This is a genomic window from Donghicola eburneus (assembly GCF_900115865.1).
In the GTDB taxonomy this organism is placed as follows: domain Bacteria; phylum Pseudomonadota; class Alphaproteobacteria; order Rhodobacterales; family Rhodobacteraceae; genus Donghicola; species Donghicola eburneus.
This window is the reverse complement of the sequence record NZ_FOXY01000001.1, coordinates 412,528-424,937: the sequence shown is the minus strand read 5'-3', so window position 1 is coordinate 424,937 and position 12,410 is coordinate 412,528. Positions and strand designations below refer to the sequence as shown.

Below are 12,410 nucleotides of genomic sequence, written 5' to 3'. Positions count from 1 at the left end.
CGCAACGCGGAGTGGCGGACGGCTGGACCGGAGGCATCGGATCTACGACCAGAGGCCCGCTTCGACCAATGGTCCGCTGCGCTACGATCCAAAGGGTTCCCGAGCTTTACCGATTCGTCAAGAAAGCAGATGATCAACTTTTTCGATGGAACGCTTTTGTTCTTGCGACGTCGCGTTATCCAGCGCCATGCTCGCAATCCACGCAATGCTGCCGCAACTTTATTGCGCAGGTTTTGCAGCCTATGGTGCCATGCGCTCCGCGCATTTGCGACTCAGGACGATAGATCAAGCGATCTGCGGTAGGCGGTCTGAAACCAATCCACCATCTGACGCGCGGATTCGGGGCTTGGGGTGGTGCTGCCAGAGGCCAAAAGAAGCTGACTGAACAGCCGGTGTCCCTCTTCGGTCGTGATCAAATTCTGGAACCGTTCTTTGTGCCAAGCGACGGCAGTGTCGTGCGCCTCTGAAACACCGGCCAAGGATTTCAACTGCTCCAGTTCTGCCGCGCGCTGCCCTGCGACGCGGTCCACATCGCTCTCGGTCGTCTCGTTGAAGTTCCGCTCGACCCAATAGGCCAGATCGATGGCCTTTTCGGTGCGGTTGGGCAGCCCGCGGTCTCGTTTGATCAAAAAGCTCTCTGCCGAGCGCAAGGAGTAATGGTTGATCTCGGCCAAATTGCGCCCCATCGGCGTCCCGAAGAGCGAGAGCCGCTTAACATTCCGAACAAACGCTTCAGGCAACCTGCGCCCTGCCCCATCCACGATGACGGGCAGACCGGCCTTCGCCTCTGCCTTTTGCTTGGGACGATGAACGCCGAATTGATTAAAGGGCCCGTTCACACGGAAAATCGTTTTAAAGAACGTCGCCGCGACGGGCCAGAGCGCGTCCGGCCGCTGCGCCATACGGAACTGTTCGGTCACCGGTGCATCGACAAAGCGGTTCACGCCGTTCGCGCCAAACAGGCGCCACGGCAGCACCATGGCGTCGAACTCTTCGAGCACGGTGTTCAGCAAGTCCGAGAAACGCCCCTCGCCAACCTTGATGACCGGAAATTCGTCAACGTCGCAGCACAGAGCCCAATCGACCTCTTTTCGCAGGGGATGTTTCCACGCGGCCCGCAGCGCCGTCCATTGCACGCTCTCGCCCTCGGGGACGTCTTGCTTGATGTGCGTCAGAACGCCCTGATCCTGCAACAGATCAAGCAGCGCGTCACTGCCATCGTCGCAATCATTGGAGTACACCAGCAAGTCTGTGATGCCACAGGCCCGCAAATGCGCAATCCATTCGAGGAGAAAAGGGCCTTCGTTCCGCTGGGTGCTTACGCAAAGTATCCGCATGACTTGCCTGAGAAATTTCCGTTTCCCCAAGCTTATCCGCGACGCGCCCCAGCGGCCAGACCAAAGGGATTAGTGCAGTAAACGGGGCCGTGTGTTAGCCGCGTCTTCGGATTTCCACATCAGGTCGTCGGACTCGTCATCCTCCCACCCTGCGAGCGCGGAGGTGATGTCTTCCATCATTTTTTCTAGCCGTGTGAGAATGTGATAGAGACCGATCATCCCCTCGTGCATCACATGCTCAATCGGGCTCCGACCGCCAAAAACTGGGTCTTTTTCCGAATGTTCCGCGCAGAGCCACTCGGCCGCGGCATTGGCGCAACCGAACAGTTTCTCCAGCCGCTCTCGGATGGCATGCAGCAGGACGATCCGGTCCAGCTGGTCGCGGTTAAAGTGGACATCCGCAGCCTTCATCCAGCTTTCGTAAAGCGGTTCGGACACATCCCCGAGGATGGAACACCGCGTTTCCGCGGACATGCCAAGCCATGCCGCGTCTTGTAGGAATACGCGCCACGCCGAATTCGACACGACTGCGCGGGTCTGTTCACTCGAAAATTGTTCCAATGTCACCATCCGTCACCACAGATATCTCGAACGGAGATATCTTACCCCTTCGGATATAACGCATATCCGAGAGAAATTGAACGTCCGGAGTGGAAAATAGCCTGTTTCCACAATCAGAACTTGCAGAAAATGGTTAACCACAACTTAAGATTTTGGCATCTTCTCACAGAGAAAGAGCATGTTTTTTCACACTCTTCCAGAGGGAGAACCCCATACATACGCAAGTATGGGGTGTGCTCGCGAATCAGTTTCATGTCATTTTGATAGCCGACCGCAGGGACTGGAAGCGGTCAAAGGCGCTTTCGAATGCGTCTGTTAGCTGGGTTTGGGGCGCATATTCCCGTTCAATGGCAGGTCGCAGGCACACAGACTGGGGGTCAGCACCACTCTGAGCCAGCATGCCAAGCCGCGCAGCGCCAAAGGCGGCGCCATAATCGCCGTCCGCTGCGATATGCACAGGGATGTTCAGGACCGTCGCAATCAGTTGCAGCCAATATGGGGACCGCGCGCCGCCACCGACGGCCAGCAGCGCATCCACACGGCCTCCAGCGCTTTGAAGCGCGATCAGGTTCTCCTTGAGCGCAAAGGTGACACCCTCGATCACCGCGCGGGTCAGGTCCTCGGTCTGCGCGGCATGGATCAGGCCTGTGAAGCTGCCCTGAAGCATCGCATCGTTGTGCGGCGTGCGTTCGCCCGACAAGTACGGCAAGAAGGTCACGGCAGTTGGCGCTTGGACCTCTGTGCCAATCGCGGCGGACAGGTCAGACGCAGAGCGCCCCGTGATCCCCGCAAACCAGCCCAAAGCCGAGGCTGCAGACAGGATCACACCCATTTGGTGCCACGTGTCGGGGATGGCATGGCAAAACGCATGCACGGCGCTTTCGGCTTTGGGCAGATAGCTGTCGGTTGCAGCAAAAACGACGCCAGAGGTCCCCAGAGACACAAACCCGTCGCCCGCGCCAATCGTCCCAAGCCCAATGGCAGAGGCCGCGTTGTCCCCAGCGCCACCCGCCACCACGGTGCCAGTCGCGATCCCCCAGCGCTGCGCGAGCTCAGCGCGCAATCCGCCAGAGGCCGCGCTGCCTTCGATCAGGTCGGGCATCTGGTCTGCACGCATGCCGCTCGCATCCAGCAGGTCAGTCGACCAGCATCGGCCCCCTACGTCCAGCCAAGCAGTGCCAGCGGCATCTGACATCTCGGACACATGGGCACCCGTCAGCCAGAGGCGCAGGTAGTCCTTGGGCAACAGCACCTTGGCCACCTTGTCAAAAACCTCTGGCTCATTTTCCCGCACCCAAGCGAGTTTCGGCGCCGTGAACCCGGGGAAGACGATGTTGCCAGAGATCGCGCGAAACTGCGGGTCAGCGTCCAGCGCAGCCGCTTCGGCGTGGCTGCGGACATCGTTCCACAGAATACAGGGGCGCAGCACTTGATCCGCTGCGTCCAGCAGCGTCGCGCCATGCATCTGGCCAGACAGACCGATCCCCTTGACCGCCGCCAAGGCCTGACCTGCTTTGTCCTTGAGCGCCAACAAGGCCTGGTCGGTCGCCGCAATCCAATCTGCGGGGTCCTGCTCTGACCAGAGCGGTTTTGGCTGCTGGACCGTCAGCGCAGCGGTCGCGCTGGCGACAACCTGTTGTGCGTCGTCCATCAACAGCGCCTTGACGCCGGATGTCCCCAAATCAATGCCGAGATACATGTCTTATACCTTTGTTGAAGTCCGCATGGCGTTCAATTCATCGCGGTGCTGCTGCATCCGGAGAAAGATCGCGTAGTCCTGATCGAAAAGATCGCGCAGCGCAGGGTTTGGGCGATAGACACGCCCATCCGTCCGCATGTGACGCACCGCAGCGATCAGATCAGGAAACAGCCCGCCTGTGACCGCCGCCAAGGCCGCCGTCCCAAGAAGGACAGCCTCGCCTTCGGCGGCAATCTGAATGTCGCAGCCCGTGACATCTGCATAGAGTTGCAGCAACAGATCACTGCGCACATGGCCGCCGGTGACGTGCAGAACGCGGATCGTCGGCCCTTGGGCGCGCATGTGTTCGATGATCTGCCGCAGTCCCAAGGCCAAGGACACGGCCGCCCGCCAGTATAGCTTGCACACACTGTCAAAGCTCTGATCCATGGTCAGCCCAGAGATCACGCCGCGCATGTTCGGGTCAGCAAAGGGCGAGCGGTTTCCGTTCACATCCGGCAGGATATGGATGCCATCGGCTAGGCTCGGTCCCTCTTCGTCCAGCATCTGGCGCAAACGCATCTCGACGCGCTGGTGCGCTTCGGGAGCTTCGGTCTTGTCGGGGCCGAAGTTGCGCAGGATGAAGTCGAGCAAGGCGCCCGTGGCCGATTGGCCGCCTTCGCTGGTCCAATAGCCCGGCAAAATGGCGTCGGAATAGGGACCCCAAACACCGCGCGTCACCCATGGGGTGCGATTGATCGACATCACGCATGACGAGGTGCCTGCGATCAAGGCCAGATCAGACCCATCATTCAGCGTATCGCTCGGGCAATGCCCCACGGCACCCAGCGTGCCGCTAAAGGCATCGACCATGCCGGCGCTGACCTTGCAGGCGGTCGTCAGGCCCAGATGCTCTGCTGCGTCGGCGGTCAACGTGCCGACAGCTGTGCCCAAAGGGGTCGCGTGCTCTGGCAGATCCGCCTTGTTGGTGAAATCATCCAAACCGATCTGGTTCAGGAAATCCCGTTGCCACCCACCGCGCTCGGACTGGTAGCTCCATTTCGCGGTCAGAGTGCAATTCGACCGGGCGTTCGATCCGCTGGCCCGAAATGTCAGGAAATCCGCCAAGTCATACGCCGCGCCCAACTGATCCCAGAGCTGCGGCCGACGGGTCTTGAGCCAAAGAAGCTTCGGGACCTGCTTTTCGGGAGAGAACGCGCCGCCCTGAACCTGCAAAACAGGGTGGCCAGTCGCATTGCAGACCTCGGCATGCGGGGCGGCGCGATGATCAAACCACAGGATGGTGTCTCGTCCATCCGGTCCCAGCCGCAAGGGAGCGCCGGTTTTATCCCTCAGGACCAAGGAACAGGTGGCATCAAAGCCGATCGCGACAACCTCCGCAGGATCGATCCCCACCAGAACCTGCCGCACGCAGATCCCAACCGCTTCCCAGATATTCTCAGAGGCATGCTCAGCCCGCGCGCCCTCCATCTGGTAGAGCGCGATGGGGTGGACCGCTTTGGCCAGCCGCGTGCCATCACGATCAAAAAGCGCCGCACGGGCGCTGGCTGTACCGACATCGACGGCACAAACATATTCGGTCATGTGAACGGCCCTGCCTTCAACGAATGGAGTTCAATGTTGCAACCAAGTCGGACATAGTTTCAACCACTCCATTCGGTACTAAAACTTCGGCCTGTTCACGAAGCCGCGCGGGTGCGGCATGGCCCCCGCCCACAAACGCAATAACACGCATCCCAGCACTCTGGGCTGCCTTGATCCCTGCGGGGCTGTCTTCGATCACGACGCAATCTTTGGGATCGACCCCCATTTCCTCGGCCGCATACAGGAACAGATCCGGCGCAGGTTTGCCGCGGCTGACCATGCTGGATGAGAAGATATTGGGTGAGAATTTCTGATAGAGGCCGGTAATCTGGAGCGAGGTCCTGATCCGGTCCGGCTGACTAGAGGACGCGACGCAGACGGGGCAGTCAATCGCATCAATCGCCCCCGCCACATGTTCGATCGGCGACAGCTCTGCACGGAACCGCGCATAGAGCCGCTTGCGCATCTCCTCGAGATGCGCGTCGTTCAAAGTGATGTCCTGCTCGTCCTGCAGTGTTCGGGCGATCGTAGTGATCGACCGCCCGAGCAGTTGTTCGTAGCCTTGGGCTTCGGTCAGGTGACAGCCCTGCTCTGCCAGAACCTCGCGCATGACGGACAGCGAAATCGGCTCGCTGTCCACCAAGACGCCATCGCAATCAAAGATCACGAGGCGAGGCTCCGGCTGCCCCATCACAGGGGCTGGTCCTCTAGATACTTGGTCAGAACCGCTGCAGTGCCGTCGGTCCACAGCGCATTGAGCGCCGCAGCGAACGCGGTGGAGAACGCTTCGTTCTGCGCCAGATCACCGTAAACGGCGGGCAGACCGGTCAGCCATGTCTGCGGGTCGTCCTTGGCCTTGGCCGAGGTTGCGACCAGCATGTCCCAGTTGGGATCATTGGGTTCGATCACCGCACCGCTCTCGCTGGTGCCATAGCAGTAGCGGCACCACAGCGCGCTTTCCAGCGCCAGACCGGTGATGCTGCCGCCACGGGCCAGCGCGTCGCGGATCTGGGGCACAATGAACTTGGGCTGGCGGTTCGAGCCGTCCAGACACAGGCGCCGGATCGTATCGCCAATCTTGGGGTTCGAGAACCGCCGATCGATCAGCTTCTGGTACTCGCTGGTGTCGGTGTTCGGCACCGGAGGCACGCCCGGCAGGAACTCTTCGGCGGTCAGCTTCGCGAGGTAGGCGTTGATGAGCGGATGCTCCATCGCCTCGTGCACGAAGTGAATATCCAAGAGGCCGCCCGGATACGCGATTGCTGCATGGCCACCGTTCAGGATGCGGAGCTTCATCAGCTCGAAGGGAGCAACATCCTCAACGAATTCAACGCCAACAGCCTCGAGCTCCGGACGGCCCAGGGGGAAGTTGTCTTCCATCACCCACTGGATGAAACCTTCGCAGAAGACGGGCCACCCGTCCTGTACGCCGTACTCATCCGCCGCGATCTGGCGTTCTCGGTCCGAGGTTGCGGGGGTAATGCGGTCTACCATAGAGTTCGGGAACGCTACGTTGGTCACGATCCAGTCCGCGAAATCGCGGTCAGACAGGCGCGCAGTTCCGACCACAGCGTTGCGGGTCACGTTCCCGTTGTGGGGGATGTTGTCGCAGCACATGATGGTAAAGGGCGCGTGGCCAGCATCACGGCGGGCCTTGAGGCCAGCGACGATCATGCCGAACACGGTTTTCGGGGTGTCGGGGTTTTCACCATCATGAGCGATCGCCGGATGGGTCGGATCAAAGGTGTCCGTCGCATCAAGGAAATAGCCGCCTTCGGTGATGGTCGTGGACACGATGCGGATCGCAGGATCGGCGAGCTTGGCGATAATCGCCTGCGCATTTGCAGGCTCCAGATAGTCGACCATCGAGCCAATGATCTGCGCGCCGCTGCTGTCTTTTTCCTGTTCAACCAAAGTGGTCAGCCAGTCTTGAGCTGCCAGCACGTCGCGGGCACGCTTGTCGCCCTCCATGACGCCTGCGCCGACGATTGCCCAATCGTGGCCTTTGCCCTGATTGAACAGCTGGTGCAGGTAGGTCGCTTGGTGCGCGCGGTGGAAGTTGCCTACACCAAAATGCAGGATGCCGCCGCTCAGGTCAGAGCGCGCGTAGGACGGTTTGCCGATGGTCTCGGGCAGTTGGTCCAGTGTGTTCAGTGAGAGGGGGGTAGCCATGTCGGGGCCTCAGCTCATCCAGTTGCCGCCGTCCACGTTGTAGGTCTGCGCCACAACATATTCAGCATCATCACTTGCCAAGAAAACCGCCATTCCGGTCAGGTCTTCTGCGGTCCCCATGCGGCCAAAAGGAACGGCCTCGCCGACCTCTTTCTTCTTCTGACCGGGGGCCTTGTTTTCATACTTCGCAAAGAAGGCGTCTACGCCGTCCCAGTGTTCACCATCGACCACGCCGGGGGCGATCGCGTTCACGTTGATCCCGTGCTGGATCAGGTTCAGGCCAGCTGACTGGGTCAGGCTGATCACCGCCGCCTTCGAGGCACAATACACAGCGACAAGGCTTTCGCCGCGACGGCCCGCTTGGGACGCCATGTTGATGATCTTGCCGCCCTGCCCGCGCTCGATCATGTGGCGTGCGACCGCCTGCATGGTGAAAAGCGTGCCGGAGACGTTGATCGCGAAAACCTTGTCGTAATCGTTACGGGTAATCTCGTCGATGGGCGCCGCGGTAAAGATCGCGGCGTTGTTGATCAGAATGTCGATCCCGCCAAGCTGGGTTACAGCCTCGCGGACGCACATCTCAATGCTGTCCTGATTGGTGACATCTATAGGAAGGGCGATAGCGCCCTCCCCGATCTCGGCGGCGGTTTTCGAAGCCGCCTCGAGATTGATGTCCGCGATCACCACACGCGCGCCTTCGGCCACGTAGCGTTCGGCGAACGCACGGCCAATGCCGCGCGCCGAGCCTGTGATGATGGCTGTTTTTCCGGCCAGACGTGTCATTCGAACCGCAGCCCCTGCGCGTCGAACTTGTGCACTTTGTCCATTTCAGGGGTCAGGTACACCGTGTCGCCGTGGCGCAAGCTGAATTCGCCGTTCACGCGCACGGTGATGGTTTCTGCCAAGCCAGAGTCATGCACGTGCAAGAAGGTGTCAGAGCCCAGATGCTCGGCCACGCCGACTTTACCGCTCCACATGCCATCGGTTTCCGACGCAGTGATATGCTCGGGTCGGATGCCAATGGTCTCCGCGCCATGCTGCTGCGCGACAGCCCCTTCGATGAAGTTCATCTTGGGCGAGCCGATGAAGCCAGCAACGAACTTGTTGCGGGGGGCGCGGTACAGTTCCAGCGGGCTGCCAACCTGTTCAATGTGACCTGCGCGCAGAACAACGATTTTGTCCGCCATGGTCATCGCTTCGACCTGATCGTGGGTCACATAGATCATGGTGGTTTCCAGCTGGTTGTGCAGCTCGGAAATCTCCAGACGCATGTTCACACGCAGCGCAGCGTCAAGGTTCGACAGAGGTTCGTCGAACAAGAAGGCGCTGGGTTCGCGGACAATCGCACGGCCGATGGCCACACGCTGGCGCTGACCACCCGACAGCTGGCCCGGACGACGGTCCAGATAGTCGGTCAGGTTCAGAGCTTTGGCCGCGGCTTCGATGCGCTTCTTCTGCTCTGCCTCATCGACACCCGCCATTTTCATGGGGAATGCGATGTTCTTGCGCACCGACATGTGGGGGTACAGCGCGTAGCTCTGGAACACCATGGCCAGTTTGCGTTTGGCGGGCGGCAGGTTGGTCGCGTCTTCACCGTCGATGCGGATCTGGCCACTGGTGACATCTTCGAGACCGGCGATCAGGCGAAGCAAGGTAGACTTACCGCAGCCCGACGGGCCAACAAACACCACGAATTCACCGTCATTAATGGTCAGGTCCAAAGGCGGGATGACATTCACATCGCCAAAGCTTTTGGTGACCTTATCAAGCGTAATACGTCCCATAATGGTTATTCCTTATTTCACCGCGCCAAAGGTCAGGCCGCTGACGAGTTGCTTCTGGCTGAACCAGCCAAGGATGAGGATCGGCGCGATGGCCATGGTCGAGGCCGCGCTGAGTTTTGCGTAGAACAGGCCCTCGGGGCTGGAGTAGCTGGCGATGAACGCTGTCAGCGGAGCCGCTTTGGCTGCGGTCAGGTTCAGGGTCCAGAAGGCTTCGTTCCAAGCGAGGATGACGTTCAGCAGCAGGGTCGACGCGATGCCGGGGATGGCCATGGGCGTCAGGATGTAGATCACCTCTTCCTTCAGCGATGCACCGTCCATGCGGGCTGCCTCGAGGATCTCGCCGGGGATCTCCTTGAAGTAGGTGTAGAGCATCCAGACGATGATCGGCAGGTTGATCAGCATCAGCACGATCACAAGGCCGATCTTGCTGTCGAGGATCCCCATTTTGATGAACAGCAGGTAGATCGGATAAAGAACACCCACCGCCGGCAGCATCTTGGTCGAGAGCATCCAGAGCAGGATGTCTTTGGTTTTCTTCGACGGGACAAAGGCCATCGACCAAGCTGCGGGGACCGCGATGATGATGCCAAGAATGGTCGAGCCACCGGCGATCACGATCGAGTTCCACAGGTATTTGCCATAGTCCGAGCGCTCCATTACCACGGCGTAGTTTTCGAGCGTCCAGTCAAAGCCAAGGAAAATCGGTGGATCTGCAATGGCTTGGGCTTCGGTCTTGAAGCTGGTGAGAATGGTCCAGAGGATCGGGAAGAAGACCAGCAGACCGATACCCCAGGCGACAGCCGTGTTGATGATCTTGCGATTTGTTGTCACTGCGCGTGCCATGATGTCCTCCTCACGCGTCCAGGTTCTTGCCGACGATGCGCATCAGGAAGATCGCAACGATGTTGGCCAGAATGATTGCGTAGACACCGCCCGCAGAGCCGAGGCCCACGTTCTGGCTTTCCAGAACACGCTGGAAGATCAGATAGCTGAGCGTCTTGGTGCCGAATGCGCCGCCGGTGGTCACAAAGATCTCTGCAAAGATCGACAGCAGGAAGATGGTCTGGATCAGGATCACAACGGTGATCGCGCGGCCAAGGTGCGGCAGGGTGATATAGGCGAAACGCTTGGGCGCGGACGCCCCGTCCATTTCCGCCGCTTCGAGTTGCTCGCTGTCCAGTGACTGTATCGCAGTCAGCAGGATCAGGGTCGCAAAGGGCAGCCACTGCCACGACACGATGGTGATGATCGAGGTCATCGAAGCTTTGCTCAGCCACTCCACCGGCTGCGCGCCGAAGAATTCCCAAAGGTATGACAGCAGGCCATAGTTTGGATCCATGAACATGTTCTTCCAAACCAGCGCGGAAACGGTGGGCATGACAAAGAACGGTGCGATCACAAGGATCCGGACAATACCCTGCCCCCACATGGGCTGGTTCAGCAGGATCGCGAGGAAAATCCCCAGCACAACGGTGATCAGCAGAACGCCACCCACGATAGTCAGCGTGGTCACGACAGAGGGCCAGAACGAGCTGGACGTCACAAAGCGGATGTAGTTTTCAAATCCGACCCATCCCAGATCGCCGCCCCGCATGGGCAGATATTTCTTGAATGAAAAATAGAGTGTCATGGTCAGGGGGACGAGCATCCACCCCAGAAGCAAGATCACCGCTGGCGCCATCATGAGGCGCGCCGCTGATCTGGAATGCTGGGTAGCCATTGGCCACACCTCCTCTGTTCACGGCAAAGAGCCGATGCGCATGAACGTTAACGTATTGGGTAAAAGGGTGTGGGGGCGGCCGATACAGCCGCCCCCGTCAGATCGTGGAAGGCTTAGCGGTAGCCAGCTGCTTCCATTGCGTCGTTGGTGATGGCTTGTGCCTTCTCCAGTGCTTCGTCGATCGACTGCTGACCAGCGTAGACGGCCGAGAATTCCTGGCTCACTTCGGTTGCGATACCGGCGAACTCGGGGATCGCTGCGAACTGAACGCCAACATAGGGGCTCTCTTCGACGGTCGAGTTGTTCGGATCAGCCGACAGAATCGAGTCCAGAGTCATCTGAGCGAAGGGAACTTCCATGTAGTTGGGGTTCTCGTACAGCGAGGTACGTGCGCCCGGAGGCACGTTTGCCCAACCTTCGTTCTCTGCGACCAGCTCGATGTAGTCTTTCGAGGTTGCCCACTCGATGAACTGCTTCGCAGCGTCTTCTTTCTGCGAACCTGCGGGGATCGCCAGAGCCCACGCCCACAGCCAGTTAGACCGCTTGCCCAGACCGGTGTCGGGCGCTAGCGCAAAGCCGACGCTGTCTGCAACGGTCGAGTCGTTGGGGTTGGTCACGAAGGATGCCGCAACAGTTGCGTCGATCCACATGCCGCACTTGCCCTGCTGGAACAGCGAGAGGTTCTCGTTGAAGCCATTGGTCGCGTAGCCTGCGGGGCCGCTCTCGTTCATCATGCCGACGTAGAACTCGAGGGTGTCTTTCCACGGCTGGGTGTCGAACTGAGCGTTCCAGTCCATGTCAAACCAGCGTGCGCCGAACGAGTTGGACATCGCGGTGATGAACGCGCCGCCTTCACCCCAACCGGCTTTGCCGCGCAGGCAGATGCCGTTGATGTCGTTTTCGCGATCGGTCATCGCAGCCGCCGCTTCGCGGATGAAGCTCCAGGTCGGGGCTTCGGGCATTTCCAGACCGGCCTTCTCCATCAGGTCGGTGCGGTACATGATCATCGAGCTTTCGCCATAGAACGGTGCCGCATAGAGCGTGCCGTCGTGGCTCAGGCCGCCTGCCATTGCGGGCAGGATGTCGTCAACGTCGTACTCTTCGGACAGATCATCCAGCGGGACCAGCCAGCCGTTCGCACCCCAGATGGGGGTTTCGTACATGCCGATGGTCATGATGTCGAAGGCACCGCCCTTGGTCGAGATGTCGGTGGTGACGCGCTGACGCAGAACGTTCTCTTCCAGAGTGACCCACTCAACTTCGTGACCGGTTTTTGCGGTGAAGTCATCGGTCAGACCCTGCATGCGGATCATGTCGCCGTTGTTCACAGTCGCGATGGTGATGGTTTCTGCATAAGCGGCCGAAGCAAAGGCAACGGTTGCGCATGCGCCAAGAAGAGCGCCGTAGGTGCGTTTCATATTATTCCTCCCAAATCGGGCATCTGCCCTTTCAGTGGGCAAATACTCATACGACCTGAGGTGCGATGTCAACAAAAGAAAAAGCGACCGCCGATAAAAACGGCGATCGCTCGATGATTTTTAGACTTTTGTTAG

At 59.6% G+C, this 12,410-nt stretch carries 11 protein-coding genes; all 11 read right to left on the bottom strand.

Features of this window, described 5'->3' with window-relative positions:
* Window positions 1-272: 272 nt before the first annotated feature.
* The 11 genes from BM225_RS01990 to BM225_RS01940 all read right to left on the bottom strand — a co-directional run bounded on the left by BM225_RS01990 (window position 273) and on the right by BM225_RS01940 (window position 12,275).
* On the bottom strand, window positions 273-1,337 hold the full coding sequence (locus tag BM225_RS01990; RefSeq protein ID WP_072706298.1) for a glycosyltransferase family 2 protein: 1,065 nt from the start codon (window positions 1,335-1,337) through the stop codon (window positions 273-275).
* Between the two features lie 69 nt (window positions 1,338-1,406).
* The gene (locus BM225_RS01985; protein WP_143095337.1) at window positions 1,407-1,898 is read right to left on the bottom strand and encodes a DUF2384 domain-containing protein; all 492 of its coding nucleotides are present in this window, start codon (window positions 1,896-1,898) and stop codon (window positions 1,407-1,409) included.
* A gap of 250 nt (window positions 1,899-2,148) precedes the next feature.
* A complete protein-coding gene (gene xylB, locus BM225_RS01980; RefSeq protein ID WP_072706296.1) occupies window positions 2,149-3,597 on the bottom strand; it encodes a xylulokinase in 1,449 nt (482 codons plus the stop codon).
* A 3-nt stretch (window positions 3,598-3,600) separates the two neighbouring features.
* Window positions 3,601-5,181 (bottom strand): FGGY-family carbohydrate kinase, encoded by a 1,581-nt coding sequence (locus tag BM225_RS01975; protein ID WP_072706295.1) that lies wholly within the window; start codon window positions 5,179-5,181, stop codon window positions 3,601-3,603.
* Window positions 5,182-5,197: 16 nt separating this feature from the next.
* Window positions 5,198-5,872, bottom strand: coding sequence for an HAD family hydrolase (locus tag BM225_RS01970; RefSeq protein ID WP_072706294.1), 675 nt, complete (start codon window positions 5,870-5,872; stop codon window positions 5,198-5,200).
* Window positions 5,872-7,353 (bottom strand): mannitol dehydrogenase family protein, encoded by a 1,482-nt coding sequence (locus BM225_RS01965; RefSeq protein ID WP_072706293.1) that lies wholly within the window; start codon window positions 7,351-7,353, stop codon window positions 5,872-5,874. Before BM225_RS01965 ends, BM225_RS01970 begins: the two co-directional genes overlap by 1 nt.
* 9 nt (window positions 7,354-7,362) lie before the next feature.
* A complete protein-coding gene (locus BM225_RS01960) occupies window positions 7,363-8,136 on the bottom strand; it encodes an L-iditol 2-dehydrogenase (protein ID WP_072706292.1) in 774 nt (257 codons plus the stop codon).
* Window positions 8,133-9,137, bottom strand: a complete 1,005-nt coding sequence (locus BM225_RS01955) for an ABC transporter ATP-binding protein (protein ID WP_072706291.1) — start codon at window positions 9,135-9,137, stop codon at window positions 8,133-8,135. Before BM225_RS01955 ends, BM225_RS01960 begins: the two co-directional genes overlap by 4 nt.
* Before the next feature lie 12 nt (window positions 9,138-9,149).
* The gene (locus tag BM225_RS01950) at window positions 9,150-9,980 is read right to left on the bottom strand and encodes a carbohydrate ABC transporter permease (RefSeq protein ID WP_072706290.1); all 831 of its coding nucleotides are present in this window, start codon (window positions 9,978-9,980) and stop codon (window positions 9,150-9,152) included.
* A 10-nt stretch (window positions 9,981-9,990) separates the two neighbouring features.
* On the bottom strand, window positions 9,991-10,857 hold the full coding sequence (locus BM225_RS01945) for a carbohydrate ABC transporter permease (RefSeq protein WP_072706289.1): 867 nt from the start codon (window positions 10,855-10,857) through the stop codon (window positions 9,991-9,993).
* Window positions 10,858-10,970: 113 nt separating this feature from the next.
* Window positions 10,971-12,275, bottom strand: coding sequence for an ABC transporter substrate-binding protein (locus BM225_RS01940; protein ID WP_072706288.1), 1,305 nt, complete (start codon window positions 12,273-12,275; stop codon window positions 10,971-10,973).
* Between the last annotated feature and the right edge of the window lie 135 nt (window positions 12,276-12,410).

Coding starts and splice junctions, on each gene's coding strand:
- BM225_RS01955 (WP_072706291.1), bottom strand. CDS start 9,137: ATGGGACGTATTACGCTTGATAAGGTCACCAAAAGCTTTGGCGATGTG.
- BM225_RS01970 (WP_072706294.1), bottom strand. CDS start 5,872: ATGGGGCAGCCGGAGCCTCGCCTCGTGATCTTTGATTGCGATGGCGTC.
- BM225_RS01975 (WP_072706295.1), bottom strand. CDS start 5,181: ATGACCGAATATGTTTGTGCCGTCGATGTCGGTACAGCCAGCGCCCGT.
- BM225_RS01940 (WP_072706288.1), bottom strand. CDS start 12,275: ATGAAACGCACCTACGGCGCTCTTCTTGGCGCATGCGCAACCGTTGCC.
- BM225_RS01965 (WP_072706293.1), bottom strand. CDS start 7,353: ATGGCTACCCCCCTCTCACTGAACACACTGGACCAACTGCCCGAGACC.
- BM225_RS01990 (WP_072706298.1), bottom strand. CDS start 1,337: ATGCGGATACTTTGCGTAAGCACCCAGCGGAACGAAGGCCCTTTTCTC.
- BM225_RS01945 (WP_072706289.1), bottom strand. CDS start 10,857: ATGGCTACCCAGCATTCCAGATCAGCGGCGCGCCTCATGATGGCGCCA.
- BM225_RS01950 (WP_072706290.1), bottom strand. CDS start 9,980: ATGGCACGCGCAGTGACAACAAATCGCAAGATCATCAACACGGCTGTC.
- BM225_RS01960 (WP_072706292.1), bottom strand. CDS start 8,136: ATGACACGTCTGGCCGGAAAAACAGCCATCATCACAGGCTCGGCGCGC.
- xylB (WP_072706296.1), bottom strand. CDS start 3,597: ATGTATCTCGGCATTGATTTGGGGACATCCGGCGTCAAGGCGCTGTTG.